This window comes from Xenorhabdus sp. SGI240, from assembly GCF_040081915.1.
Classification (GTDB): domain Bacteria; phylum Pseudomonadota; class Gammaproteobacteria; order Enterobacterales; family Enterobacteriaceae; genus Xenorhabdus; species Xenorhabdus bakwenae.
The window spans coordinates 100,450-127,159 of sequence record NZ_JBEBMB010000001.1 but is presented as its reverse complement, the minus strand read 5'-3'; the positions used below and the strand labels follow the sequence as shown (position 1 = coordinate 127,159).

The 26,710-nt window shown below is 43.2% G+C and carries 21 protein-coding genes, 3 pseudogenes and 1 CRISPR repeat array; of the genes and pseudogenes, 19 read left to right on the top strand and 5 right to left on the bottom strand.

What is annotated here, in order from left to right; translation table 11 throughout:
* Positions 1 to 804: 804 nt before the first annotated feature.
* From ABLA76_RS00555 to ABLA76_RS00545, 3 genes and pseudogenes are all read left to right on the top strand, one after another.
* Positions 805 to 1,062, top strand: a pseudogene (locus tag ABLA76_RS00555) (phenylacetic acid degradation operon negative regulatory protein PaaX); the annotation flags it as partial.
* A 142-nt stretch (positions 1,063 to 1,204) separates the two neighbouring features.
* Positions 1,205 to 2,198, top strand: a pseudogene (locus tag ABLA76_RS00550) (IS110 family transposase).
* 1,002 nt (positions 2,199 to 3,200) lie between these two features.
* Positions 3,201 to 3,551, top strand: coding sequence for a SymE family type I addiction module toxin (locus ABLA76_RS00545; RefSeq protein WP_047768868.1), 351 nt, complete (start codon positions 3,201 to 3,203; stop codon positions 3,549 to 3,551).
* A 128-nt stretch (positions 3,552 to 3,679) separates the two neighbouring features.
* On the opposite strand, the gene ABLA76_RS00540 is transcribed toward ABLA76_RS00545, so the two are convergent.
* Positions 3,680 to 4,426, bottom strand: coding sequence for an SDR family oxidoreductase (locus tag ABLA76_RS00540; protein ID WP_285809386.1), 747 nt, complete (start codon positions 4,424 to 4,426; stop codon positions 3,680 to 3,682).
* A gap of 131 nt (positions 4,427 to 4,557) precedes the next feature.
* Between ABLA76_RS00540 and ABLA76_RS00535 the strand changes: the two genes are divergently transcribed.
* From ABLA76_RS00535 to ABLA76_RS00515, 5 genes are all read left to right on the top strand, one after another.
* Positions 4,558 to 4,893, top strand: coding sequence for a DUF3761 domain-containing protein (locus tag ABLA76_RS00535; protein WP_348986451.1), 336 nt, complete (start codon positions 4,558 to 4,560; stop codon positions 4,891 to 4,893).
* A 730-nt stretch (positions 4,894 to 5,623) separates the two neighbouring features.
* On the top strand, positions 5,624 to 6,397 hold the full coding sequence (locus ABLA76_RS00530) for a protein bax (protein ID WP_348986450.1): 774 nt from the start codon (positions 5,624 to 5,626) through the stop codon (positions 6,395 to 6,397).
* Between the two features lie 263 nt (positions 6,398 to 6,660).
* Positions 6,661 to 8,082, top strand: coding sequence for an MBOAT family O-acyltransferase (locus ABLA76_RS00525; protein WP_348986449.1), 1,422 nt, complete (start codon positions 6,661 to 6,663; stop codon positions 8,080 to 8,082).
* Complete coding sequence (locus tag ABLA76_RS00520) at positions 8,069 to 9,205, top strand: SGNH family hydrolase (protein WP_348986448.1); 1,137 nt, start codon at positions 8,069 to 8,071, stop codon at positions 9,203 to 9,205. The genes ABLA76_RS00525 and ABLA76_RS00520 overlap by 14 nt, the downstream gene beginning before the upstream one ends.
* Positions 9,192 to 10,400, top strand: a complete 1,209-nt coding sequence (locus tag ABLA76_RS00515) for an SGNH/GDSL hydrolase family protein (RefSeq protein WP_348986447.1) — start codon at positions 9,192 to 9,194, stop codon at positions 10,398 to 10,400. The genes ABLA76_RS00520 and ABLA76_RS00515 overlap by 14 nt, the downstream gene beginning before the upstream one ends.
* 137 nt (positions 10,401 to 10,537) lie before the next feature.
* Here the strand turns inward: ABLA76_RS00515 and gntU are convergent, their stop codons facing one another.
* The 4 genes from gntU to ABLA76_RS00495 all read right to left on the bottom strand — a co-directional run bounded on the left by gntU (position 10,538) and on the right by ABLA76_RS00495 (position 14,977).
* Positions 10,538 to 11,875 carry a gluconate transporter gene (gene gntU, locus ABLA76_RS00510; protein WP_348986446.1) on the bottom strand — a complete coding sequence of 446 codons (1,338 nt, stop codon included), beginning with the start codon at positions 11,873 to 11,875 and terminating at the stop codon, positions 10,538 to 10,540.
* Positions 11,872 to 12,429: a gluconokinase gene (gene gntK / locus ABLA76_RS00505; RefSeq protein ID WP_047768847.1), complete on the bottom strand. Its 558-nt coding sequence runs from the start codon at positions 12,427 to 12,429 to the stop codon at positions 11,872 to 11,874. Before gntK ends, gntU begins: the two co-directional genes overlap by 4 nt.
* A gap of 220 nt (positions 12,430 to 12,649) precedes the next feature.
* On the bottom strand, positions 12,650 to 13,645 hold the full coding sequence (gene gntR / locus ABLA76_RS00500) for a gluconate operon transcriptional repressor GntR (protein ID WP_348986456.1): 996 nt from the start codon (positions 13,643 to 13,645) through the stop codon (positions 12,650 to 12,652).
* Positions 13,646 to 14,095: 450 nt separating this feature from the next.
* A CRISPR array of direct repeats spans positions 14,096 to 14,554; the repeat unit is 29 nt; unit sequence GTGTTCCCCGTGAGTACGGGGATAAACCG.
* 225 nt (positions 14,555 to 14,779) lie between these two features.
* Positions 14,780 to 14,977: an AbrB/MazE/SpoVT family DNA-binding domain-containing protein gene (locus ABLA76_RS00495; protein WP_348986445.1), complete on the bottom strand. Its 198-nt coding sequence runs from the start codon at positions 14,975 to 14,977 to the stop codon at positions 14,780 to 14,782.
* Positions 14,978 to 15,410: 433 nt separating this feature from the next.
* Between ABLA76_RS00495 and ABLA76_RS00490 the strand changes: the two genes are divergently transcribed.
* From ABLA76_RS00490 to ABLA76_RS00440, 11 genes and pseudogenes are all read left to right on the top strand, one after another.
* Positions 15,411 to 15,671, top strand: a complete 261-nt coding sequence (locus tag ABLA76_RS00490) for a transposase (RefSeq protein ID WP_348986444.1) — start codon at positions 15,411 to 15,413, stop codon at positions 15,669 to 15,671.
* A 247-nt stretch (positions 15,672 to 15,918) separates the two neighbouring features.
* Positions 15,919 to 16,317 carry a VOC family protein gene (locus tag ABLA76_RS00485; protein WP_348986455.1) on the top strand — a complete coding sequence of 133 codons (399 nt, stop codon included), beginning with the start codon at positions 15,919 to 15,921 and terminating at the stop codon, positions 16,315 to 16,317.
* Positions 16,318 to 16,369: 52 nt separating this feature from the next.
* A complete protein-coding gene (gene cas3, locus ABLA76_RS00480; RefSeq protein ID WP_348986443.1) occupies positions 16,370 to 19,120 on the top strand; it encodes a CRISPR-associated helicase Cas3' in 2,751 nt (916 codons plus the stop codon).
* The gene (casA, locus tag ABLA76_RS00475; RefSeq protein WP_348986442.1) at positions 19,120 to 20,739 is read left to right on the top strand and encodes a type I-E CRISPR-associated protein Cse1/CasA; all 1,620 of its coding nucleotides are present in this window, start codon (positions 19,120 to 19,122) and stop codon (positions 20,737 to 20,739) included. The genes cas3 and casA overlap by 1 nt, the downstream gene beginning before the upstream one ends.
* Positions 20,732 to 21,283: a type I-E CRISPR-associated protein Cse2/CasB gene (gene casB / locus ABLA76_RS00470; protein WP_348986441.1), complete on the top strand. Its 552-nt coding sequence runs from the start codon at positions 20,732 to 20,734 to the stop codon at positions 21,281 to 21,283. The genes casA and casB overlap by 8 nt, the downstream gene beginning before the upstream one ends.
* A 41-nt stretch (positions 21,284 to 21,324) precedes the next feature.
* Entirely contained in the window at positions 21,325 to 22,362 is a 1,038-nt protein-coding gene (gene cas7e, locus ABLA76_RS00465; protein WP_348986440.1) for a type I-E CRISPR-associated protein Cas7/Cse4/CasC, read from the top strand.
* A gap of 11 nt (positions 22,363 to 22,373) precedes the next feature.
* The gene (gene cas5e, locus ABLA76_RS00460) at positions 22,374 to 23,147 is read left to right on the top strand and encodes a type I-E CRISPR-associated protein Cas5/CasD (RefSeq protein WP_348986439.1); all 774 of its coding nucleotides are present in this window, start codon (positions 22,374 to 22,376) and stop codon (positions 23,145 to 23,147) included.
* Entirely contained in the window at positions 23,134 to 23,808 is a 675-nt protein-coding gene (gene cas6e, locus ABLA76_RS00455; RefSeq protein WP_348986438.1) for a type I-E CRISPR-associated protein Cas6/Cse3/CasE, read from the top strand. The genes cas5e and cas6e overlap by 14 nt, the downstream gene beginning before the upstream one ends.
* Positions 23,808 to 23,978: pseudogene (locus ABLA76_RS00450) on the top strand (subtype I-E CRISPR-associated endonuclease Cas1); the annotation flags it as partial. The gene cas6e and the pseudogene ABLA76_RS00450, both read left to right, overlap by 1 nt.
* Positions 23,979 to 24,533: 555 nt before the next feature.
* On the top strand, positions 24,534 to 25,529 hold the full coding sequence (locus tag ABLA76_RS00445) for a hypothetical protein (RefSeq protein WP_348986437.1): 996 nt from the start codon (positions 24,534 to 24,536) through the stop codon (positions 25,527 to 25,529).
* The gene (locus ABLA76_RS00440) at positions 25,529 to 26,680 is read left to right on the top strand and encodes a BamA/TamA family outer membrane protein (RefSeq protein WP_348986436.1); all 1,152 of its coding nucleotides are present in this window, start codon (positions 25,529 to 25,531) and stop codon (positions 26,678 to 26,680) included. Before ABLA76_RS00445 ends, ABLA76_RS00440 begins: the two co-directional genes overlap by 1 nt.
* Positions 26,681 to 26,710 lie beyond the last annotated feature (30 nt).

Here is a 26,710-nt window from a genome sequence, read left to right as displayed (position 1 = left end):
ACTTCTGAATCGCATACCTTGTTGTAAATGCGTTAAATTGTCATCTACACAACAAAACACCCAAATGATAAAATCTTGCTGTGACATAGCCTTTGTTCCTTTATTTCTCTCAGTTTGGCGACTTAAAGTTATAAAGGAGCGGCTATGTCATTTCAACTCACCACGAAAGTCGAGCATCGCGTACTTTCTATATCGTAGATTAAAAATTTATCTTCTTCTGCCCTTAATAAAATGAAAAAAGATTTATCTTTATTTAAAATGAGGGCAGGAAGTTGAATATATTTCAATCGTTCTATTTTCTTTTTTACTACTCTTGCATAAAGGGCGTTTTTTTAGCAGCCAGCAAACACTGAGTCACACCAACGTTGCCATTTTCATCACAAAACCTCTGTTTTATCATCTGACTATCTAAATTTACACCATGGTACCCCGCAATAAGTACTAATCCAGCAAGTAAGTTGTCTGACACTTAAAAAAATCCATAATTATTAATAATATTGATAATATAAACACAAATTGTAATCACTTTCAATTGTATTATTTCTTTTATTAAGCATTAAAAATGTCGGATCTTATAGAGAGCTTATGCTCTCCTATCAGAACTACAGCTCGACGATTGGCTATACAACTCCAGCAATCCAGTGCAGCCAAGTTCTGACAGAATGTGCAGTCGTCTTTTGAAAATGACAATTAGGGGCAGGTGAAATTAATGAGTACTGTCAATAAAGCGGCAACCTGAAAGATGATAGGTATATACAGTTATGTTAATGTCATGACACACTTTTGTGCAGAGTACGAAAAAATATGACACATAAACTTGACGACTTTATTCGGCATGCTCTTGATGCTCAACCTATCAGTGGAACGTCTCTGATCATCTCGCTGTATGGTGATGCTCTCAGCCACCGTGGAGGTGAAGTCTGTCTTGGCAGCCTGAATTTTCTGCTGGAGCCGATGGGATTCAATGACCATTTCTTGCGGACATCCGTATTTCGCATGCAAAAAGAGGGATGGCTTACGATAGAAAAACTGGGGCGACGCAGTTATTATCGCATCACCGAGAATGTAATGAACACATCCCAACCACTTAGCCTTTGGCATTGTGCTGGAATTGAGAGATGAGGTGTGGATCCTCACAGATTTCCGGCCTTATAGTGCCTAAAAGTGGGAGCCTGTTGCTCCCTGATGACTGGAGGATCCACCCATGAAATATACTCCTTTTGGCGTCGATATTGCAAAACATCTGATGCAAATTCATTTTGTTGATGAATACACCGGTGAAGTCATTGATAAACAGTTGCGGCGGAATGATTTCTTAACGTTCTTCAGTAACCGGCAACCTTGTCTGATTGGTATGGAGGCTTGTGGCGGTGCCCACTATTGGGCACGGGAGCTGAGGAAGCAGGGGCATGACGTGCGTTTGCTTCAGGCTAAATTTGTTAAAGCGTTCCGGATGGGAAATAAAAACGATGTTCAGGATGCCCGGGCCATTTGGCTGGCGGTTCAGCAACCCGGCAAATCGGTCGCGATTAAAAATGAAGAGCAACAGGCCATTCTGTCATTACACCGAATGCGCCACCAATTAGTCAAATTCAGAACCGCACAAATCAATGCGCTGCATGGTTTGCTACTGGAATTTGGTGAAACCGTGCATAAAGGCAGAGCTTCTCTGGATAAGGCCATGCCTGAGGTACTTGAACGACTCAGAAAAAAACTGGCCCCGTTCCTGCTTGCTCTGCTTGAAGAGCAATATCATCGTTTGACCGAAATCGACGAACAAATTGAACAAGTGGAAAACCAACTAACGGCGTGGGCAAAGCAGAATGCCGATTGTCAGCGGATTATGAAAATTCCCGGTATCGGCGTGCTGATTGCGACTGCTGCCATCGCCACGATGGGCGACCCCAGTGCTTTCCGGTCGGGTAGAGAATTTTCCTCCTATTTGGGATTAGTGCCGAAACAGACGGGAACGGGAGGCCGGATCAAATTATTGGGGATCAGTAAACGGGGGGATACTTATCTGAGGACCTTGTTTATCCACGGTGCAAGGGCAGCCGCCTTAGCCACGAAAGCCCCGTTGCCGTGGGTGACGGCAAGCGATAGTGGGCATGGCCAATAAGCTGGCTCGTACTGTTTGGGCACGGGTAGTCCATGAGCGTGAGTATCAAAAAGATTACGTCAGTGTCAGGCCGTATTAAGGTATTTCACTGGTCAAGCTTAACATTTAACAACAAGGATGAATGCAGAAAGATTGCTGAGGCAATAATAATGATGACAAAGACAGATAAGACCGTGACATGTTAAACCTGAATGATTCGGTGAGCTTAAAGCTCGTCACGAGAATGAGGAGCAAGTCAGCGGATTACATCGAGGCCCGCCGCATCGGCTGCAATAAGGCCGGATATAGAGCTGCAACCTACCGTCGATGTCAGCGTGATTTTTGTCTTGCAAACGGGATGTGTTCATATAGCGCATCATGCATCAATTCGAGGGCTTTCTTTTGATCTGCTGTCAGATGAATTTTCATGGTCACGATCATGATCTGATAAGAATGAAAAATCAAGCATCTTCAATTACGAGGGGTATATAATTCATTAGCCTGAACCTAAGCCTGAAATTGATCACTGGAAATCTGAGGTGATCATACGGATATTTCTGCCATTTTAATGCGGAAAGAGGTTGGAATACGTTTCATTTTAATATTCCTGTTTAAAACTCTTTAGCATTTTCACGACATATACTCGATAAACTGCAAGTTGCAATCCGCAAGACGACGCGAGGCCTTATATTTCCCTGCGCAGGGAAATATAACACGCATCTTGAAGTTGGATTGGTATATAATGTCAATATTTATAATAGGTACAGGATAAAAAATATAACCTGTCAAAGAAACAACAGACTAAGATCCTTTTATTCACCCCTTTGATAACACAGAAAATCACATAATTATTTATAGAGTTATTTTTTGTTCTCACTTCAAAGATGCATTTCAAAATGAATAAATATCCAGTCATTTTTTGCGAGTTGCTTCGCAAAGAGCAACATTCCCGATGGCATATTAGCCAACTAACCGCTAGGGTAGATATCGATCATTAACAATGAATACTATTTAGATGAAAAACACGTATGAATTCGCGGTGCAGTGCGGGCAAAGTGCTGATAGAGTATCGCCGTATATCCATAACACAAGGAGCGTACAAATGAACCTTCATGTTTCATTTCGCTATTCTGACATTGATACCCCAGAATTAATACTGAACGGCAGTGCACTCAGCGATGCTGGATTTACCGCAAATGAATTATTTCATATCTCACAGTTTTCCAATGGCGTTATTATTTCTCTTATTGATCCTAACGCAGATTTAGCCTGTTTAATCAACGAAATGGAAAATAACCCATACCAAGGAATCGACAATATTCGTGAAAATGGTGAACTTTATATTGCCGGAGACTGGCTAACGATCAGCAATTTAGTAGAACAACCTATTAACATTGAAATACAGCCTGACAAAATTATTCTAAAACCTAAATTGATGGAAATATTGGCTTAAAATCAAGGGTCACTACAAAAATAGTTTCCCATTGATTAGCCGGAAAGAAATATTAAGCAGAATTCCGGCTTTTATATTATCTGATATTAAATACCGCCTTATTTAAACGGCATTTCGCACTCTATGGGCTATTTACCACCAGCCAAGTCAATGAAATTGCCTGTAACATACGACGATTCATCAGATAGCAGCCATGCAATGGCCTGAGCAACTTCTTCCGGCTGTCCTCCCCGTTTCATAGGCAAGGAATCTTTGATTCTTTCAACTCGTCCAGGCTCTCCACCATCGGCATGCATTTCGGTATAAATGAATCCAGGGCGAACAGCATTTACCCTGATCCCCTGTGCAGCCACCTCTTGTGCCAACCCAATTGTCAGCGTATCAATAGCCCCTTTCGATGCCGCATAATCAACGTATTCATGGGGAGAACCCAGTCGAGCGGCAGCGGATGAAACATTGACGATGACGCCACCTTGCCCACCGTGACGCAAAGCCATTCTCTTAACCGCTTCACGTGCACAGAGAAAGGCGCCAGTAATATTAGTGGCAAAAATTTCATTTAACCGCTCTGCCGTCAACTGTTCAATGGTAGCTTGAGGTTTTAAGATCCCGGCATTGTTCACTAACCCAGAAATATACCCCAACTCTTTTTCCGCCTTCTGGAACAATGCTATCACTTGCTTTTCATCCGCAATATCCACCTGAACCGCAATTGCTGACTGCCCAAGGGCACGGATCATATCCACCACTTCATAAGCGCTATCTTCACGGTTACGATAGCCAATACAGATATGGTGCCCTTGTTTTGCCAAACAAATCGCCGTGGCCTTACCGATACCACGGGAACCACCAGTAATGATCGTTACTTCTTTCATAATGCCACCCCATACTTGATTTGCGTTATTTTTTTACTCTCTATGTTAAATTTGCAATCATAACATTCAAAACTATACTCCAGACTGCAAGAGTAGATTTCGAGTTTCAGTACTCTAATCAGAGGAACTATATGATGAAAAGCTTGAAGTTATCAGTTGCAGCATTACTGGTGCTGTTTTCAAGTGCAACACTTGCAGCGCCAGCAGTGTCAACCGCCGCCGAAGCCGCCTCAAAAACAGCAACGGCAGTAGAACAAAATGTTAAGTCAGCAAAAAACAAAGCTCATTCATTAGAGAAAAAAGTTACCAAAAAAGTAAAAAGCCAAAAAGTATCAAAGAAGAAAAATAGAAATAGCTCAGTCAAAAAAGGCGCTAATACGGCTCTTTGTAAAGATGGTAGCTATAGCAAGAGTAAATCCCGTAAAGGAGCCTGCTCTCGCCACGGTGGTATTGCTAAATGGCTGTAAAGTTTCGTTGATTTTTCATCATGCACAATTAGGGAGCTTCAGCTCCCTAATTCTTTGTTAATCTTTTTCATTAAATTATTCAATTGTCGTACGGTGAATAAAAACAATTTATTCCCCAATCGGAAATAATTTCACCATTGTGATATTAATGATCATATTTTCTTCAGCAAAAAAATATTGCCTTTTATACCAATCCAACGTCAAGATGCGTGTTATATTTCCTCGCGCAGCGGGGACATATAAGGCCTTGCGTCGTCTTGCGGATTGCAACTTGCAGTTTATCGAGTATATATTTTATTAAATTTAACTTATCATACTAAAATTCAGATAAAAAACTTAAAATAAGCCAGAAAAACAGATAATAAAACATAAACAATTTACAGTAGCCAATAAAGCAAAAACTCACCCCCCAATGAGAGTTAAATGAAAATTAGGAATATTTAATTAATAACATAGCGTTAAATAAAGATAATGCATTAAATCAAGTTACATAAACGGACAATATAGCATGATAAAATATAACATCGGTAACCCTGTTCACCAGATAAAACCATACTATTTATTACATTAATTTACTATACAAAGTAAAAAATATAGATATTTGTCAGTAGGGTGCTAATATTCGTTACAGAAACGAAACTTATGAATGACGAATATCAGTAGCCATATATTGTTTGCTCTGCTAATATTCGTCTAATTTTTATCCAGAGTAATAAAAAGAGGAGAAGCAATGCCCTCTCTAATGATGAGGACAAGTGCGGTCTTCGCTTTCTTTATCTCATTAATCTTTACCGGTCTGAGCCATGCCTCGACCAGTACCTCAAAAGTGCAAGAGTATTCTCACAATAGCATGCTGGTAAGTTTGCCTGATTTGCGACAATACCCTTCAGGTACACCTCGGAAGAAAGCGTTTTTAAATATTATTGTCCCTGTAATTGATCAACATAATCAAAAGATTATGCAAGACCGCAAATGGCTCCTGTCACACCAAAAGAATCATCATTGGTCTGTACAGGATAGTCACCGATTGAAAAAGATCTGCATGGATTACAAAATGACCTGTAATTCGCCAAAACAGCTTAATTGGAATAAGTTATTAAGTCGGGTTGATATTATTCCCACCCATTTTGTTGCCACTCAAGCAGCGGCTGAATCGGGTTGGGGAACGTCAGAACTTGCCAAAAAAAATAATAATCTGTTTGGAATGCGTTGCAGCTCTTGCAGCAAAACGAAAGGAAAAGTCAAAGGTTATTCAGTTTACCCTACTATCAATGCATCCGTCGTTGCCTATATGAAAAACCTGAATACGCATCGTGCTTATGAGTCACTGCGCTCTTCACGTGCAAGGCAGAGAACAACACAGGAGCCGCTGAATATCAGTAAGCTGATTGATAATCTCAATGGTTATTCTGAACTGGGATCTGACTATAATCGCTATTTACATCGGGTATTTAATGGCAACAAAGAACTGATTTCACAAGCGCAAGAATTGTCCATCCAATAACACTCCTCCAACAATCCACATTGTATTAATGACAAAGTGGATTCTTTTTTTATAATCTGTCGCTGTATTATCTACTGTAAACATCGACAAGTTCCATACTATACTCGATAAACGTCAAGTTGCGATCCGCAAGACGACACGAAGCCTTATATTTCCCCGTGCTGCGGGGAAATATAACACGCCTCTTGAAGTTGGATTGGTATATAATGCATTTCAGAATTACATTCTTTCTCCCAATGATAAATGGTTAACCAGAGCCTAATATGAATTTCTTCTCTTTTGAGTTCCTTGGATCGTTTGTTATTCTGCTGGTTGTCTATTGGCTTTTACAAAAAGCGCCCAGGCTACAGAATGGCGTGTTAATTTTAGCGAGTTATTTATTTGTATTCTCTTTTGCAGCCAAGTTCGCCTACATTTTATTCGCCTATACCCTGTTTATTTACTTTTTGGCGAATATTCTTAGTCATTATTTATCCACTAAGGCCATATTTACACTACTGACATTCGGGCTTCTCGGCTGTTTCACTGTTTTCAAATATTACTCTTTCTTTCAAGAGTCGATTCAACAAACATTGGCTAATGTCGGGATCAACGTGGAACTCCCTGTCCTTGAATGGCTGATGCCGTTAGGTTTGTCATTTTATGCGTTCCATTCGGTCAGCTATGTTGTATCGGTATGCAAGAAAGAGCTGCCTGCCGCGCCATTGCCGGATGTCATTTTGTATCTTTGCTTTTTTCCCAGCATGGTCGCCGGACCGATTAACCGAGCCAAAGATTTTTTGCCACAGATTCAGGTCGCATCCAGAATGATTCTGGAACCCTTGAAGGCGCTATTATTGATTGCTCTCGCTATCGTAAAACTCTTTTTGCTCAGTTCTACGCTCTCTGAGTATCTGGTGAATCCCGTTTTTGAAGACCCGATTAGCCATCATGCCGGGCAAGTTCTCGTGGCAATTTATGCTTATGCCTGGAATATCTACTTTAACTTTTCCGGTTATACCGACCTTGTCACAGGTATCGCCCTGCTATTAGGCTACAAAGTGCCACGCAATTTTGATGCCCCTTATTTGGCTGAAAACTTACAGGTATTTTGGCGACGCTGGCATATCAGCCTATCAACATTTATCCGTGATTATGTCTACATTCCATTAGGTGGTAACAAAAAAGGCGTATTCCGCAAGAACCTGAATATATTCACCGCTATGGTGATTTCTGGCCTATGGCACGGGGCTGGTCTTAGTTTTATTATCTGGGGGGCTATTCATGGATTAGGATTAATTCTGCAAAATATTAAAAATGCCCTGCTCCCTGTTTCCAGGAAACAGAGGGAGCCACAAGCCAGAAACCCAATGACATTATTTTTATCCCGTGTGGTGACATTCCATTTTGTCTGCTTGGCCTGGATCTTTTTCCGTAGCCCGACATTTAATGATGCACTGGCGGTATTAAATCAACTGTTCGCCGGCGAAACATTTACATCCCTGTTATCCAGCAGTTCTCTATTAATGGTTTTCTGGGGATTCTTTATTATCTATCCTTGGCTGGTAAATTTCAGAAACAAAATTGAAAAAAATCATGGCCTGATTTCCTGGGTTTATTACCCAATTCCCTTAGCCCTGATCCTTACTTTAGTCTTTATTTTGTCACCTTCAGGAATGCCGGGATTTATCTATGCTAACTTCTGAATTTACATCTAATCTGAAAAAAGTCGGACAAGCAATTTGTACCGTGGTATTGACCAGCTTAATGTTAATTTGGCTCAATCAAGGTTCATTAGATAATTTCTGGCAACAGAAATATCACCGTAATAGTCCCTGGACATCTCTCAAAGGGGAACCGTGGTGGGATTTGGGGAATAATGTGCAGCAAGGAGCCATTGCTGCCAGTAAAACTTTTATGGCATATGCGCAGGGAAAACATCAGGATAACCCGTCATCAGCCATGAATATTGATAACAGGCAGACCGTATTTCCCCCTGATTTTCAGGTTGGCTTGCGCTTTCTGGGAGGTTACGTGTATCCTATCGAAAATCTCTCTTTCTCCTTTCCTGAGCTACTGAACAAAAATATTAAACTCGTTCAGTCTTCTTTACCGCCAAAGAGTTCAGTAGAAAATCCGGTTATTGAAATTGCCCAGAAAACCCATGTTAATCTGGGCATAAAAGATAAGGTGTTATTTGCCGGTGATTCAATGATGCAGGGTGTCGCCCCACATTTAAAACGTCGGTTGTTTCAGCAATATGGCATTTCCAGCATTAACTTAAGTAAACAAAGTACAGGGTTGTCTTATCCCGGTTTCTTTGATTGGCCAAAAACGATTAGCGATGCGTTGAGAACCCACCCTGATATTAAGTTGGTCGTGATATTTTTAGGCCCAAATGATCCGTGGAATATGCCCTCAGGACACGGAGGGCCTTATTTGAAATTCGCCAGTGAAAACTGGGAAGACCTTTATCGCCAACGAATTGAAACTATCTTAAATGATGTGCGCCAACATCAAGCTAATGTTATTTGGGTTGGGCCACCGAATATGCGCCAGAAAAAACTTTCCAGCGGTATGTCTTACCTCAATAAATTGTATCAGACTGAGGTAGAAAAAAAGGGCGAGATCTATGTTGCGGTTAATGACATGTTCAAATATCAGTCAGATAATTATTCAGATTATATTGGCGATGACAGCAGCACCATCAAACTCCGCAGCGGAGACGGTATTCATTTCAGTTTGAAAGGGCAACAAACCATTGCGGATTATCTATTTTCATTGATCACATTTATTCAGGAGCCAGTTAAAGAAAATGCAACCATTTAACATGTTCCGTGGATGTTATCGGATAGTAGGCACAGTGCTGGCTATCGCGCTCTCAATCAGCCTATTATCGTGCAAGGGGGAAAAATCTCAGCCGGCATCGGAACGCCAGACAACACACATACACCGTCAACAACAATTGACGAATTTTGATGATCCCAATTTCGCGCTATTAACAGATAAATTACGTCACAGCGATACCCGCCAACTCCATTTTGTACAATTAGGTGATTCACACACGGCTGCCGATTTCTTTACCGGTAAGTTGCGCAGTTTATTACAGAATCATTATGGCGACGCAGGGCCGGGTTTTATCCCCCCAATGAGCATTCCCGGCCAGCGTAACGCCTTAATACAATTTTCTGAGGATAAAACCGGTTGGTGGCTTTCAAGCAGCCGCAGGGAAAATCGGGCGGATTATCCACTGGGGGGATTTATCGCTATTCCCGAGAGTACCAGTAGTACGATACAACTCAAATCTTCCTCTGCTCGTGGCAAATACTGGCTGAGTGCACTCTATCAATCCCATACAGCGACTCAAATCAGAACGCCATTTACCACCATAAAGTTACCCGCAACACAAAGTGAATGGCATTTCTCGCCAGGACAGAGCATGAGCTTCCCCATCAATCTCTATCCACAGGATACACAATTGAAAATTGGCGGTTGGCTGATAAAACGTCAAAATCCCGGCGTTATATTATCTGCATTGGGGATTAACGGCGCTACCATTAATATACTGGATAAATGGCAACCGCAATGGATTGATACGTTGGCGCAGATAAACCCGGATATGGTTATTCTCGCTTATGGCACCAATGAAGCCTTTAATGATTCACTGGATTTGGTGGCTTATCAGCAAGATTTGACCGCTAAAATCCAAGAAATCCGCAAAACCATGCCGCAAGCCGTTATCCTGCTGATTGGGCCGAATGATTCGCTGAAAAACAAAACCGCAGCAAGCTGTGAAAAACAGCAACCGGCCTTACTTGATCATGTGATTCAGATTCAACAAACCGTTGCCAGACAACAGCGCACCCTGTTTTGGGATTGGCGGGAATATATGGGTGGGTCATGTTCTATCAGAGGATGGGAACAGCAAAACCTCGCTCGTCCTGATTACATTCACCTCTCCGCAACCGGTTATGAACGCAGTGCCGAAGCGCTTTATAAGCAGTTTATGGGGTTGGTTGAATAATAAAAGTTCCTATATGCAAGTCGTAAGAGTCTTTAAATAACGCTTTTAAAAGTGCCAAAATGAATAAATAATAACCGTGGATAACAGCACCTTATGATGGATAAGGTGCCATTAAAAAATCGCTTAAAAAGGCTTCATCACAACATAGCGAAATAGATCATGCCAACCATCGCGCCGGTTGTGCCGAGAATCGTTTCCATTATCGTCCAGGTTTTTAGGGTTTGCGCTTCTGTCGCACCAGTAAACTTTCCAAACAACCAGAAACCAGAATCGTTCACATGGCTAAGCACCAAAGAACCACCGGCGATACATACTGACAACGCCGCCATTTGCGCACCGGAATAACCCAGTTCGCCAATCACGGGCAAAACCAGCCCTACCGTGGTCAAACACGCGACCGTTGCCGAACCCTGAATCACACGCACCGCACCTGACAAAATAAAACACGCCAGCGCGATTGGCAGGCCAGCACCGACCAACGCATCGCCCAATGCAGGCCCAACACCGGAGTCCACCAGCACTTGTTTGAATACCCCCCCTGCACCTGTCACCAGCAAAATAATTCCCGCAGGTTGGATCGCCGCAGAGCAGACCTCCATGACTTTCTCTTTACTCATACCACGACGGATCGCCAACCCGTATATCGCCACCAGACAAGCAAGCAAAATTGCAGTGAAAGGATGGCCAAGAAATTCCAGCCAATGATATAGCGCTGATGGCTGATCAACAAAACGTGCACCAATGGTTTTCAAGCCCACCAATATTAAGGGGAACAAAACCAATGCCAGGCTGAAAGCAAAGGAAGGCATCTGGCTTTTGCCAATGCTTGGTGTACCCAGATCTTTGGGTAAATCCAGTGTCACATATTTACTGATAAAGTTACCGTATATCGGGCCAGCCAATAACATGCCCGGAACGGCGGCACTCAGGCCAATCAGGATCATCCAACCAAAATCGGCGCCCATCTGGGAAGCCAGCATCATCGGCGTTGGTCCTGGGACCAAAAACGCCGCCGCCGCCGCAACACCTGCAAACAATGGCAGCGCCAGTTTCACAACATTGCCATTGGTACGACGCGCAACGGCGAATGCCACACCAATCAACAACACAACCGCCACATCGAAAAACAGTGGTAACGCACAGACAAGCCCGGCCACACCCAATGCATAGTTAGCCCGCTTTTCACCAAAACTCCCCAGCAATTTCACGGCAATCTGGTCAAGGGCACCCGTTTCATGCAGGATCTTGCCAAACATTGCGCCAAGGGCGACAACAACGGCAAGAAAGCCCAAAGTGCCTGCCATACCGTCTTGCATTGTCTGAGTGATTTTCTCCAGTGGCATACCAGAAAAAATCCCTGCCCCCACGGAAACCAGCATCAAGGCAATAAAAGCATGTAACCTGGCTTTCATCACCAAAAACAATAATAGGAGAACAGAGCCGACGGCTGTCAGAACCAGAGTTACAGTACTCATGAACATCCCTCACTAATACGGTTAATGGCGTGGATATGGTCAATGGCTTTAATCACATTTTTGATGACTTCATCAAGATCAGGTTTGATATCAATGTGATGGACATCCTTTTCATCACTGGTCGGCTCTTCCAGTGTCTCAAATTGCGAGATGAGCATTTGCGGCTTGAAGAAATGCCCCTTGCGGGCTTTCAGGCGGCTTTCGATTAAGCCAAGATCCCCTTTCATATAAAGAAATGACAGGTTTTTGTTGCCATCACGTAACATATCCCGATAGTTTTTTTTCAAGGCAGAACACACGAGCAGGGAGATAGGGTTGGTGCGCTGCATGGCAAAAATGGCATCATTGAGTGCCATCAACCACGGCCGACGATCATCATCATTCAAGGCATGACCCTGTGCCATTTTTGTAATATTGGCACGGGGATGAAGAAAGTCCCCATCCAGAAACGCAGCCCCTAGTTCACGGGCAACACCACTGGCAACCGCAGATTTACCGCTGCCGGATACCCCCATCAATACAAAAACGTGGTTTGGCTGTTGGGTATCACTCATATCAAACTCCTTTACACAGACCTTACTGCTTTGATATCCATTTGATTTATAATAAAAAATTAGCAGTGGAATAGTAACCATCAAATGTTACCGGTAACTAATTGCCGGTAACATTAGCAGTGGAGCTGGATGGTAGGCAATCAATCAGAACCATCAAAAAAGGAAAATGTGAGGCTTATCGCAATTGAAAATGGGAAAGCATCATTTTGAGCTACAAAAATTAAACACTTTCACCCAATGAAAGGGTAAACCCAACATCGATCAGAGTTTGTTCCAGCGTTTCCCCACTCAGACGAGCAAGCAAGGATTCTGCTGCCTTGCGTCCCATTAAGTTACGAGGAGTCAGCACGCTGGCAAGCTTGGGTGTCATTACCTGGCCGACATCATGACCATGAAAGCCAGCTATCGCAATTTCTTCCGGTATTTTGATCCCCTGCCGCTGGCACTCAAAAATCGCCCCGATAGCGATATCATCATTCGTACAAAACAGGCCATCAATTTCGGGATATTTCTGGCAGGATTCCTGCAAAAGCTGCGCGCCTAATGAATAAGAAGAGCTGACGGGTGTCATCATTTTTCTTGGTTGAAGCCCGGCACTGAACATCGCCATTTCAAACCCTTGCAAACGGATCAGCGTTCGTTCATCCTGCCGGGCACCGAGATAAATAATGTTTTTGCAGCCGCGTTCGATCATCGCCATCGTCATCTGACGAGCCGCTGCTAAATTATCGATCCCTACTGCAATATCAAGGCAAGGCGATACACTGTCCATCAATTCAACTACGGGTATGCCTACTGTTTGCAACACCTTTAACGTTTTGGAGGTATGTGTGCGTTCCGCCAGAATCAGGCCATCAATATTATAGGCAAGCAGGGAGAGTAAACGTTCTTCTTCTTTTTGGGCAGAATAACCATAGTGGGCAAGCATAGTCTGATATCCGTTGCGATCAGTCACATGCTCAATACCGCGAATGACTTCGGCGAAGACCTGATTGGTCAATGAAGGAAGCAAAACACCTATTGCACGACTGGTCGAATTGGAAAGAATATCGGGTACACGGTTAGGGATATAACCTAGTTGCTCCACAGCTTCCGCGATTCGTTTTCCCAACGCGTCAGAAACCTGATCGGGATTACGTAAAAAACGGCTGACCGTCATTTTTGTGACGCCAACGAGGTCGGCAACATCTTGTAAAGCTGGTCGTTTTTTCTTCATTTTCAATGTAATGCAATCAGTTATTGATAGGTACAGAGGAATAACTCGCGGTTTTAACATATTTATACAGCATCACAACACGCTTTCTAGTGAAAAATGCCAATCTACTCGCATCTTATTTATCAGTAATTGCTGAAATTGTGATGGATTACACGCGCTTGAATAAATCTTCCAACATGCTGGTAACATCCCCACCGCATAACACAATAGTTTTCACACCCTTACTCTTTTTGTTGTTGCATTAAGGCCAACAGGTTCTTTTGCGATTTCTGTGATGGAAATCTCATAAATTGGTAAGTAAGAATTAAAAATATGGATGAAATGTGATCTGAATTACAGATAGTAAAACAGCAGAATGAAAGCGAAAATTTGACTGACTTTATAGACTAAAAAAATGGTAGAATTTTTCCGCCCTAAAAAGATGTTATAAAACATATGGATAAAATTAGAGTGTTCCCCGTGAGTACGGGGATAAACCGGTGATTAGCGTCAGGCTTCCCGAAGATGATGCGTGTTCCCCGTGAGTACGGGGATAAACCGTTTAGTTTACTTCTTCACTATTTTGTATTCAGGTGTTCCCCGTGAGTACGGGGATAAACCGTTATTTGTGTCTCATAGAACAATTGCCAATCAGTGTTCCCCGTGAGTACGGGGATAAACCGGAAAACCAGAACCACTAAAACATAATCTTAGTGTGTTCCCCGTGAGTACGGGGATAAACCGTTTTTCAATCATAGCTGGATTATGTAAATCCAGTGTTCCCCGTGAGTACGGGGATAAACCGTAAACGCGCTGTAAGTACTTTCTCCACTGGTAGTGTTCCCCGTGAGTACGGGGATAAACCGGGGGAAACCCCCAAGTAACCGATGAATTTATCGTGTTCCCCGTGAGCACGGGGATAAACCGGAACTTGATGGATAAGAATTGCCCCCTGGGTCGATAATTCTTCGGGTAAGACAACTTCTAGCATCATGCCCCTCACGGTACTGGTAGTGGGAATCACAACAGCAAATCCGGTATGCTCGTTAAACATCTTTCGAGAGATCACAAACGCAGGGCGGCGTTTCATCATTTACTTCCCTGCGCTCGGAGCAAAATCCAATGAAACAATGTCTCCTTTGTCTGGTATGTACATCAAATCACTTCCTTACCAACAGGATTAGCATTGATCCATTCTCTATCCTCATCTGTTACCGTAAAATATTCTTTAGGACTTCCGGCTAACAGTGATTCCAACGTTAACTCTTCTTCGATTGGTGTAAGCACAATTTTGTTATCTTGAATGGACAAATCAAGCTTTGAACCCGTATGCAGATTGGCGAATAACAACAACAGTCATGCCCATCATCATAAACACAATAGAGACGTAATGATGGTGATTTGCTACACTTCAAATCACTGCTTCTGGCAAACATAGTGAAGATAACAATCAGGAATGTATTTGTCTTAAGAAAAGATAAAAAATAGAAATGTCCACAGTTTAGTGATATGAATACTTTTCCCCGTGAATACGGGGATAAACCGTTTTTATTTTTACTTTTATTTGATCACAACTTATGTTCCCCGTAGATACGGGGATAAATATCTATCTGGATATCTAATCTATACACTAACAGGTGTGAATAAATGATAATCCAAGCAGCCTAATTTTTAGAAGTTTTTCTTTTTTTGCTTTTATTTGAAATTGAAAAAAAATTTGCCTTTCCACAAACTCCCTCTACACTTTTAAAATATTCCACATAAAAATTCTCATAGGGGACAAAATTTGAAACGATATTCACCTGAAAAAAAACGAGCCATGCAAAAAAAAATGCTACCGCCCTACAACATCAGTATTTCCTCTCTGGCCAAATCAGAGGGAATCTCTAAAAGCACCCTGATTAGATGGCGCAAAGAAGCGCTGACACAAATAAAAATGCAGCACCTACAAAATGAACAAACACTGATATATAGAGATAAAACACTATCAGAAAAAAATATTCACGAAGGATTACAATTTACTATAAAAACTATCATAAAAATCTAATTCATAGCGAGATGAGATGAAATTTTCATCATTACCTTCTCATGTGATTTTAAATGTGATCAATATTCCATATAAGATAGAATGTTAGTGATAACATAATATAAAATAGGGTAAATTCTCCAAATCCGTTGTTAACAGAGTTGATTTAGCTAATTTTTTAAGAAATTCGCTATTTTAAAATAATATAATCACCCAGGAAAACACTTTGATTGCTAACAATGTAACAGAAATAACTTACTGGAATCGTATGGTGCCAGAACTTACTGTGACCAATTTTGCGGCTTCACTTGATTTCTATCAAAAAATATTGGGTTTCGAAATATTAATTCGTCGAGAAAATCCCGACTTTGTTTATTTAGGATTAGGTGAAGCACAATTAATGCTGGAAGTATTTCATGACAATGGTTGGAATACCGGAGAACTCAATAATCCATTAGGGCGCGGTATTAATTTTCAAATTGAAGTCGATGACATTATGCCAATCCTGGAAAATCTGAAAATTAACGAAATAGAACTTTATCGACCACTGGAAGATAATGATTACTGCATAGGTGATACCACAATCTGTCAGAGAGAATTTCTCGTTCAAGATCCAGATGGTTATTTACTTCGATTTAGTCAATATATAGAAAACACAGAAGATTAATGACAAACTATTAATATAGGAAAGTTATAATTTTATTTATTCATGAGAGCATATGACTAACTTAATAAATAACTTTAATTACCTCACACGATATTGGGGAAAAGCTAAAAAGAATCCCTATTCTAACGAAAATTATCATCTCCTGGCTTATCACTGCTTAGATGTCGCCGCAGTAGGCCAATTATTATTGGCGCCACATAAGAAATTAACGCAAGATCTCGCAAATTTTTTGGGATTATCATCAGAATCATTACAAAACCTGTTTTCATTTTTTCTGGTACTGCATGATATCGGCAAATTTGCTTCTGCATTTCAGCAATTATATTCCCAGGAAAATACTGAGCTAATTAAACCGGAGCAATACTCCCCCTATGATTCCAAATTTTTCAGGCATGATCGGTTAGGGCTATTTTTCTGGAAAAAAATTCAGGATGACGTACTGTTGACTTTAGTGGGAAATGATGGCTTTCGATTCGGTGAAGATAAACAAAAGAAACAAGCACTGAAAACGTTAATGGTTTTAATGCAGTGTATACTTGGTCATCATGGTAAACCCATTGATGATGATCATTGGAGCGCAATTACCGATTTTACCGAGCCCCAAAATGTTATCGATGCCACAGCATTTACCCATGATCTGCTGACACTTTTTCAACCTCATCTGCCACTGGCAAAGCTACTTTCAAAAGAGTGGCGGCGCAAACTACAACAAGTGAGTTGGCAACTTGCCGGTATTGTCGTGCTGGCAGACTGGATAGGCTCTGACTGTTACCATTTTCATTATCAAACCAAAGCCCTTCCGCTGGCAAAATATTGGCTGATTACCCAAAAACAAGCCCAAATCGCCTTAGATGGTATTGATATCCATAACACCCCCGTGATATCTCCTTATACTTCTATCCAGGAGTACTACCAATTTTCACCAACTCCATTACAAAAATGGGCGGAAGAAGTCTCGATTGATGACTCCCCACAGCTTTTTATTCTGGAAGATGTTACGGGCGCAGGCAAAACAGAAGCCGCCCTTGCCCTGACTCACCGCTTAATGCAAACCGGGGCTGCGGACGGTTTCTATTTTGGCCTGCCAACAATGGCGACTTCCAACGCCATGTTTAGCCGAATCGCTAAGCATTATCATCATATGTTCGATACCAAAAACGGCAAACTGCCCAGTATCGTTCTCGCGCACGGTGCACGTGAAATGAATGATAATTTCCGTGACATCATCCTGACGTCTGAACATAACGACAGTGACTACACCAGAGACGATAGCACCGCGACAGCACAGTGCCACCGATGGTTGGCTGATTCTAATAAAAAAGCTCTATTGGCCTCGGTGGGCGTAGGCACTATCGATCAGGCATTACTTGCCGTTTTACCGAGAAAATATCAGTCACTTCGATTGATTGGGTTAAATCGCAAGGTATTGATCTTTGACGAGGTACACGCCACCGATGACTACATGTTTGCATTGCTGGAAAGCGTATTAAGTCTGCACTTGCACCAGGGTGGTTCCGTGGTATTACTGACTGCCACACTCTCCTTGAAACAGCGGCAACGGCTGGTGGATATCTGGTTATCTGCCAGCGGCATACCACCGCAGAAATTGCAAAAAATGGCCTTTCCACTGGCAACCCATGTCACGTTAAATCCAGAAACTCCACTGATTGAAACTCCCCTGCACAGTCGCCCAGACGTCAGCCGTACCGTCACGGTAAAAACCGTGAATCATCTGGATGGCGGCGTACAAATTGCCCTCAACGCCGCTCAGAATGGGCAATGCGTGGTTTGGGTTCGCAACTCAGTGGATGATGCACTCCAAGCTTTCCGGCTTATTCAATCGCACATGGCGCAACCGGAAAATTGCCTGTTATTCCACAGCCGTTTTATTTTGCATGACCGAAAAGCGATCGAAAATCGTGTGCTGGCAATATTTGGTAAAGAAAGCAAGCAGAAGGATCGGCAAGGAAAGATCCTGATTACAACGCAAGTCTTTCAGGAAAGCCTTGATGCAGATACGGATGTCATGATCTCCGATATCTGCCCGATCGATGACTTGATTCAACGGGTTGGTCGTTTGCACCGCCATACTCGCAATGCAAATGGCGAATACAAGCAAGGCATTACCGATAGCCGATCTGCACCTGAATTATATCTCCACGCCCCAGAATGGGATGATCAACCCAAAACTGATTGGTTGAGCAAAGATTTTCGCAATACCCAATATGTATATCGTTCAGCCGGGCGTTTATGGCTTGGCTTACGCGAATTACTGCGCTTAGGTGCCATTCGTATGCCTGCTGAGGCGCGAACCTTGATCGAAGCCGTTTATGGTGAAGACGCCGATGAACACATCCCTGAAGCACTCAAACACAAGGATAATGAAGAGATAGGAAAAGGGCGGAGCAAAGACGCCGCAGCACGCTCACAAGCCCTGCAATGGCAACGCTATGAATATAGCAAACGCAGTGCCCACGGCTGGTATGACGATGACGGCGATATCAGTACCCGATTTAGCGATATCGAAACGGTGAGTGTGCTGCTCGTCAAACTGACTGAAAACGGGGAATTAATACCGTGGGTAGAGGATGAAAAATTCCCTGTCCAATTAAGTATTGTCAAAATTTCAAAAAACAAATTTGCCGATAAGCTGCAACCCGTACCAGAGTCCCTTTCTCAAGCCGTGGCGCGGCTACAGGATCAATTCAAGTCCGTCAAATACCTGCAAATCTGGCTGCCAGAGAGTGACCCCCAGTTTACTTATGATCCCAACATCGGTTTTTATCCTAAGCAGGAGGCGTAATGAACCTCGTCAAAGACGCATGGCTGACTTTTAGAATGAGAAATGGTAGTGAGAAAAAGTTACCGCTGACGGCAATCGGCGATCCTGCCGTTGTCGATTTTTCCCTGCCACGGGCTGATTTTCAGGGCGCCGCTTACCAGTTAGCCATTGGTTTGCTGCAAACGGTTTTTGCTCCTGAAGATGAAGACGAATGGTATGAATTTTATCAACAAGCCCCTACCCAAGCTGACTTACAGACTGCATTTCATCGCGCAGAACATGCTTTTAATCTGACGGGGAATGGCCCTCTGTTTATGCAGGATTTTGATTCGTTAGCGGAAAGAAAACCCTCCAACATTTCAGGATTATTGATTGAATCACCCGGTGAAAAAACATTGAAGGATAATACTGATCACTTTATTAAACGCAACCAATGTGACGTGATCTCCCCTGAAATGGCCGCCATTGCACTATTCACATTACAGATTAATGCTCCTGCCGGCGGTGTTGGACATCGTGTCGGGTTACGGGGAGGTGGCCCACTAACGACCTTGATTCAGCCACAAGAACCGGATGCTTCGCTATGGCAAAAACTTTGGCTTAATGTCATTAATCGGGAACGTTGGTCTTATCCAGATCCTGATCTCAATAGCTCAGACGTTTTTCCCTGGTTGGGTAAAACGCATATCAGCCAAACCGCAGGGACAGAAATTTACGCACATAATGTCCATGAACTGCATATGTACTGGGCCATGCCACGGCGAATCCGGCTGGAGATAGAGGATAAACCCGCCATCTGCCAATTAACGGGGCAGGCAACTCACCTATCCGTTGCCAGTTATCGTAGCCAAAACTATGGCAACAACTATTCTGGCACCTGGCAACATCCTCTAACCCCCTATCGATGGAATCCGAAAAAACCGGATGAAGAGCACCTTTCTGTCAAAGGGCAACCTGGTGGTGTTACCTACAAGATCTGGGATAGCCTGACTTTTTCCGATGATAAACAGGGTCAACAGGCAGCCCAGGTTGTCGACCATTTTCACCAGATCAATGATTATTTTGCCGATGAACAGAGTTCCACGCCACGGTTATGGGTTTTTGGCTATGATATGGACAACATGAAAGCCCGCGGTTGGTACTCCAGCACCCTGCCTCTGTTTTCCATGCCGATTGAAAAGAAAGATGCTGTTTTCCGGCGCGTCAAAACACTACAAAACCTCTCTGCCAATGCATTAACTCAGTGTCGTACCCAGATCAAAAGCGCGTGGTTCCGTCGCCCGAATGAGATAAAAGGCGATATGTCATTTATTGATGCGACTTTCTATCAACGCACTCAGGCCGCCTTTTTTAAGGCTGTACGACAGATTGTCAGCAGCCAGCATAAAGCTTCTTCCCTATCCACCGAAGACGCTAAAATCTGGCTCTACCAACTCAGAAATACCTGCTTTGATCTCTTTGATGAGTTCGTGCTGTCAGAAGATACCGATCCCCAAAAACTCATCGAAAAAATCGAGGCACGACAAATTCTTACCAAGTGGTTAATGGGTTCTAAAGATATCAAGTCATTTATGACAGAGCACAATATAGAAACCCAATCATCCAAGAACAAAAAGAAGGAGGAGGTTATCAATGAATAACCTAAGTGAAGGTCGTTTACTGCGCTGGTGGGAAAGCATGTTTTTATCCTCCGAAGAATTGAAGAAAAAAGAGATCCCCCCTGCACCCACGCTCTTTAAAGCTGAATTAAAGCGTTGCCAGGATATTGAGGCAGCAACTTTCACCGAAGGTTTTCGCGCATTATGGTTCAGTTTGCCTGAAGATATCATCAAAGAAGCTCAGCAACAGACCGTTATGCGATGGGCGATGATTGCCGTCACGTTGGTGTATGTCAAAACCAACACCACCACTAATCTGGCAACTGCCGCTGGCACCAAAACCGAAAATGACAAGCCGATTGTCAGTACACATCGCTTTGCCCAATTGCAGGCGGCCAAAACACCCGATGAATTTATTATGCGTTTGCGGCGCATCCTACAACAACTGAAAGGCCAGGTTTCCGTGTTATCCCTCGCCAAAGATATTGAACAATGGTTGAGAGAGTACCACCAGCCAAGAGCCTATCGAGCCAATAAACGCCTCTGTGTGCAATGGGCGATGGATTACTACAAGGCCGCTAAATAACGCCAATAATTAACCACTTTTAATCTAATAAGGAATTTTAAATGAGCCAATTTATTCAGCTACATCTGTTAACTTCCTACCCTCCAGCCAACCTGAACCGCGACGATCTCGGACGCCCTAAAACCGCCAGAATGGGCGGAGCGGAGAGATTAAGAATGAGTTCTCAAAGTTTGAAACGCCACTGGCGCATCTCTGATCTGTTTCAGGATGCCCTCGCAGAGCACCTTGGTTTTCGTACCAAGCGCTTTGGATTTCAGGTTTATCAACGCTTGCTTAATGGGGAAGTTAAAGAGATGCAAGCGGCTGAATGGGCTTCTGCCATTGCGAACGTATTTGGCAAAAAGAAAAAAGATGAACCCCTGGAAATTGAACAACTGGCACATATCAGCCCGGCAGAAAAAGAGGCTACCTTTGCTTTGGCCGATAAACTTATCGACGAAAATCGCGCACCAACCAAAGAAGAGCTGAATCTGCTGAGCAGAGAAAAAACAGCCGTAGATATTGCCCTGTTTGGCCGTATGCTGGCATCCAGCCCTGCCTATAATGTGGAAGCCGCCTGTCAGGTTGCCCATGCGATCAGCGTTCACCGTGTTACCGTAGAAGATGACTATTTTACCGCTGTTGACGATCTCAATGCGGGCAAAAGCGATTCCGGTTCGGCTCATATTGGCGAAACCGGCTTTGCCGCCGCGCTGTTCTACAGCTATATCTGCATTAATAAATCTTTGTTAATCGAAAATCTGTCCGGCAATGAAGCATTGGCGAACCAAGCCATCGCCGCCCTGACAGAAGCCGCGATTAAAATCGCCCCGTCCGGCAAACAAAACAGTTTCGGCTCCCGCGCCTATGCCAGCTATGTGTTGGCGGAAAAGGGAGAATATCAGCCTCGCTCCCTGTCTGTTGCGTTCTTAAAACCCATTGATAGCGAAGATCAGGCAACTGATGCCATCAAAGCGTTAGAAGATCAGAGAGAAAACTTCGATAACGTTTATGGCGCTTGTGCTGACACGCGCTATAGCATCAACGCCATCACGGGTAAAGGTTGTTTTGCTGATCTACTTCAATTCGTTACTGAATAAAAGAGGCCAATATGAAGACTTACCTGGTCTTTCGTTTATATGGAGCACTAGCCAGTTGGGGGGTGGAGGCGGTTGGTGAAAACCGGCCAACCGGCACTTACCCAACCCGTTCGGCTATTCTGGGATTATTAGGTGCAGCACTGGGCATCCGGCGCGATGATGAAACACAACTCATGGCATTGCAGCAGAGTGTCAAAATTGCCATCAAACAGATCGTTTCCGGTTTATTGATGCGGGATTACCATACCTCTCAGGTTCCTTCGCAAGAGAAAAAACAGTCTCACCCAACCCGTAAAAGTGAGTTACGTGATAAATCTAAATTAAACACCGTACTGTCTTCACGCGATTACCTTGCTGATGGCGTGTGGGTTATCGCAATTTCATTGACCGAACAGGCCAGTTTCCCCCTTTCTGCCCTGCGTGATGCGCTGCTAAAACCCGTTTTTACGCTGAGTCTTGGGCGAAAATCCTGCCCTCTTGCACTGCCGATGATGCCGCAACTGACAGAATATCCGTCATTAAAAGCAGCCCTTGATACGCCTTTTCCTCTCTTGCCTTATCAATCAGAAAAGGCCAATCACTATTATTGGCAGCGTAATCATGATGTCGTGAGTTATTTCTGGGAAGGAAATAAAGACGAGATCATGATCCCTGATACGACAATACTGACTCATCAACTTTGGAATGAGCCACTACCACGCAGCCGCTGGCAGTTTACGCAACGCACGATGCACCAATTATCGTTCCAGTTATCCGGCGTGGAGGGAACACATGTATCTGTCTAAAGTCACCTTGCACCCTTTTGCTTACCCTATACAAGCACCATCACGAAAACAGACGAAAAATGATGTCTATGCTTCCCACCAACTCTTGTGGCAATTGTTTACGGGGCAGGAAGCGCGCAATTTCCTTTTCAGGCAAGAGATGAGCTTAAGTGGCAGACCTGAATTTCTTGTGTTGTCCACGACCACACCGATAGCCAATTCCCCGCGGTTCCAGATTCAGACCAGGTCTTTTGCCCCTCAATTACATAATGGACAAAAACTGGCGTTCAAACTCCGCACGAACCCCACTGTCTGCCTCACAGATAAAAATTCAGGCAAACAACTTCGCCATGATGTATTGATGCATGCCAAGCGTCAGGCAAGACATTCTGGTCGCTCAGGAGACATTGAATCAGTAATGATGCAAGCCGCCCAAACCTGGATACAAGATGAAAGACGGCTGGCTAATTGGGGTATTCGCTTTGATTTTCCCCCGGATGTTGAACGCTATACTCAACATCGCAGCTTTAAAGCCTCTGGCCAGAAAGTGGTATTTTCCAGCGTAGATTTTCAGGGTGTGCTCACTTTGTCAGATAGCAAACTTTTCCTTGAGCAATACCAGAAAGGATTTGGCAGGGCAAAATCCTTTGGTTGTGGGTTAATGCTGATAAGGGCACTGTAATGGTATTTATTCCATTAAAACCCATTCCCATCAAGGACAGGAATTCAATGATCTTTATTGGCATGGGACGTATTGATGTCAAAGATAATGCGTTTGTTGTGATTGATGAAGTCAACGGTGAACGTATGCATATTCCCGTCGGCTCCCTTGCGCGTTTAAAGTTGCTGCCACCAATAGCATTGCTCCTGACAGGCAAGTCAGAATTGCTTGTCGTGAAAAATTCAGGACAGACAAAATTTTGAAACGCCTTATTCCCTTGATTGAAGAAGTCCTTGCAGTGGGCGAAATTTCCCCGCGTAGCGGGGAAATATAACACGCATCTTGAAGTTGGATTGGTATAACTACTAATTAAATAAGGTAATAGCAGATCAAAAATAAAATTATCAATTGTCTTTTAACAATGACTTATTGTAATAAGTCATATAAATAATAAATAAAATTAAAACCTTTATAAGCTATCCTCTTATTTTAGGTAACCGAAATAAAAATCAATACAGGAAATAATTTCAATATAAATTAATCATTTTTACTAATACTTTGGAGAGATAAAACTCGCTCTATTTGACGATAAAACAAACGAATATGCCAAATCGTGCGATATTCCATCTACAAGCATAAATCGTTGATGATTGCCAAAAAGAGCTATGATAATCTACGCGCCTTTCCGGCTTAATCTGTTCATTTTGCACACATAAAAACACCAAAAATAGGAAGCAAATTTACTTATGAACTTAACTAACACGCGCAAATTGTTAGCAGCGACGCTATGTCTGGCGACCTCCTATGGTTATGCAGATAGTGATCGCCCACTTTTTTCATTAACGGTGTCAGAATCTGGCGCTCCACAGGTGAACCGTGACGGTAGCTTATCCCGCACTACCAAGTCTGAATCTCGTATTCTGCCAATTTGGGGCGATGCAGCACGCGCCAAAGGCTACGACCTGCCTGAACCGTTTGGTGCTAGTTATAGTTATATGAATCTGCGTCAGGATGTTGTTGTAGATAGCATTAAATTCAGATTCACCAATCCGCTGTTCAAACCTTGGGAAAGCCAGACTATTGTTAATGCTGGTGATACCCGAGGGAAAAGCGAAACACATATGCTTAAATTGGATTCCTGGATCTTACCTTTCTTAAATGTTTATGGTGTATATGGAAAAACTAAAGGGACTTCAAAAACCAATCTGGATAGCATTTATATACCAGGGTCTTCACCTGACGAACCATCGTGGGAAAACTTACCTTTTGAGCTAAATTTCAAAGGGAAAACCTTTGGTGGTGGTGCAACCCTTGCTGGCGGTTATAACCAATTTTTTGCCACATTAGATGCGAACTATACCCGTACCAATCTGGATATTTTGGACGGAGATATTAGTGCACTAGTTATCACGCCGCGGCTCGGTTATGAATTCGTTTTTACCCCTTTGATAACTGGACAAGGAAATACCAAAGTTCAAGTCTGGTTCGGTGCTATGTATCAAGACATTACTCAACGCTTTAAGGGGGATGTCAGCAAACTAAATTTACCACCTGAACTCGCACTATTTAATATGATTAAAGACTATACAGATATCAAATTCGACGTCAAACAACACCTTGCCCATAAATGGAACAATACCGTGGGTGCACGCTTTGAAATTACCCGTAATTTCAATATCCTGTCAGAAGTCGGTTTTGGTAACAGAAACAGCTTCTTTATCTCCGGTGAGTTCCGTTTTTAATGTTTGACCTTGCAACACTGAAAAGACTGGTTATTTCCAGCCTGCTTATTTTTACCCTTTCATCCGCACACGCTGATATCCTGCCTGATCGGCAAAAAATGGATGGTTGGTTAAACGAATTAGGCGGCAGCAACCATTTTGATGAGCGCAAAAAAATTGACTGGGGCGTATTGCCCGGTCCTTTCTACACCCCTGAAATGGGTATGGGGATTGGTGTGGCTGTGGTCGGTCTGTACCGTCCTGACCATTCAGACCACACCAGCCAGACTTCTTCATTGGGACTCAGTGGCTTTGGTTCATCTACCGGCGCGTTTGGCCTGAACTTTACCAATTACAATTTTCTTGCCAGTGACCAATGGCGGTTATTTGTTTCCGGTACACTGAATAACACCCCAACTTACTATTGGGGTCAAGGTTATCGTGCTGGTAAAAATGACAGCAACAAAGAGAAGTACCGTTCTCAGGAGTTTGCGATTCATCCACGGCTTCTCTATCGCATCACTGAAGCCACCTATGTGGGATTAGGCTGGAATTTATCTTCCGTCAATGCCAGTGATCCCGATATCGGAGCAAAACGGTATTTTGCCCAGTCCGTCGGGGGTCGCTCTGTGATAAGTTCCGGTGTCAGTGCCCATTTCAGTTATGATACGCGGGATTTTTTGCCCAATGCTCGGCACGGACAGGCATTTGAGATCATTTATAGCTATTTTTCCCCAGAATTAGGCAGTGATCACCGTTTCCATACCACACAGCTTCAATTCTCGACCTATTACCCGTTATCTGAAAAGACAGTCCTGGCCTTTGATAACTATGCCCGTTTCAGCGCAGGTGATGTACCGTGGAATCAGCTATCCCTGCTGGGTAACGGCCAGCGGATGCGCGGGTATTATGAAGGACGTTATCGTGACAATAATATCTTCACAACACAGTTAGAGTTACGGCATAAACTTGACTGGCGCCACGGTGTGGTCGGTTGGATAGGCACCGGCACGTTGGGAGATACCCCTTCACGGTTGGGAACCAAGCATTGGCTTCCTTCTATTGGTGTTGGCTATCGTTTCGAGTTTAAACCACGCATGAATGTCAGATTAGATTTTGGTGTCGGTAAGGACAGTACCGGGTTCTATTTTCAGGTTGGGGAAGCGTTTTGAGATTATTCGTTACACTCTGCCTCTGTTTTT

Coding starts and splice junctions, on each gene's coding strand:
- gntR (WP_348986456.1), bottom strand. CDS start 13,645: ATGAAGAAAAAACGACCAGCTTTACAAGATGTTGCCGACCTCGTTGGC.
- casA (WP_348986442.1), top strand. CDS start 19,120: ATGAACCTCGTCAAAGACGCATGGCTGACTTTTAGAATGAGAAATGGT.
- gntU (WP_348986446.1), bottom strand. CDS start 11,875: ATGAGTACTGTAACTCTGGTTCTGACAGCCGTCGGCTCTGTTCTCCTA.
- ABLA76_RS00535 (WP_348986451.1), top strand. CDS start 4,558: ATGATGAAAAGCTTGAAGTTATCAGTTGCAGCATTACTGGTGCTGTTT.
- ABLA76_RS00525 (WP_348986449.1), top strand. CDS start 6,661: ATGAATTTCTTCTCTTTTGAGTTCCTTGGATCGTTTGTTATTCTGCTG.
- casB (WP_348986441.1), top strand. CDS start 20,732: ATGAATAACCTAAGTGAAGGTCGTTTACTGCGCTGGTGGGAAAGCATG.
- ABLA76_RS00520 (WP_348986448.1), top strand. CDS start 8,069: ATGCTAACTTCTGAATTTACATCTAATCTGAAAAAAGTCGGACAAGCA.
- ABLA76_RS00515 (WP_348986447.1), top strand. CDS start 9,192: ATGCAACCATTTAACATGTTCCGTGGATGTTATCGGATAGTAGGCACA.
- ABLA76_RS00530 (WP_348986450.1), top strand. CDS start 5,624: ATGCCCTCTCTAATGATGAGGACAAGTGCGGTCTTCGCTTTCTTTATC.
- ABLA76_RS00485 (WP_348986455.1), top strand. CDS start 15,919: ATGGTGCCAGAACTTACTGTGACCAATTTTGCGGCTTCACTTGATTTC.
- ABLA76_RS00545 (WP_047768868.1), top strand. CDS start 3,201: ATGAACCTTCATGTTTCATTTCGCTATTCTGACATTGATACCCCAGAA.
- ABLA76_RS00540 (WP_285809386.1), bottom strand. CDS start 4,426: ATGAAAGAAGTAACGATCATTACTGGTGGTTCCCGTGGTATCGGTAAG.
- cas6e (WP_348986438.1), top strand. CDS start 23,134: ATGTATCTGTCTAAAGTCACCTTGCACCCTTTTGCTTACCCTATACAA.
- cas5e (WP_348986439.1), top strand. CDS start 22,374: ATGAAGACTTACCTGGTCTTTCGTTTATATGGAGCACTAGCCAGTTGG.
- gntK (WP_047768847.1), bottom strand. CDS start 12,429: ATGAGTGATACCCAACAGCCAAACCACGTTTTTGTATTGATGGGGGTA.
- ABLA76_RS00445 (WP_348986437.1), top strand. CDS start 24,534: ATGAACTTAACTAACACGCGCAAATTGTTAGCAGCGACGCTATGTCTG.
- cas7e (WP_348986440.1), top strand. CDS start 21,325: ATGAGCCAATTTATTCAGCTACATCTGTTAACTTCCTACCCTCCAGCC.
- cas3 (WP_348986443.1), top strand. CDS start 16,370: ATGACTAACTTAATAAATAACTTTAATTACCTCACACGATATTGGGGA.
- ABLA76_RS00440 (WP_348986436.1), top strand. CDS start 25,529: ATGTTTGACCTTGCAACACTGAAAAGACTGGTTATTTCCAGCCTGCTT.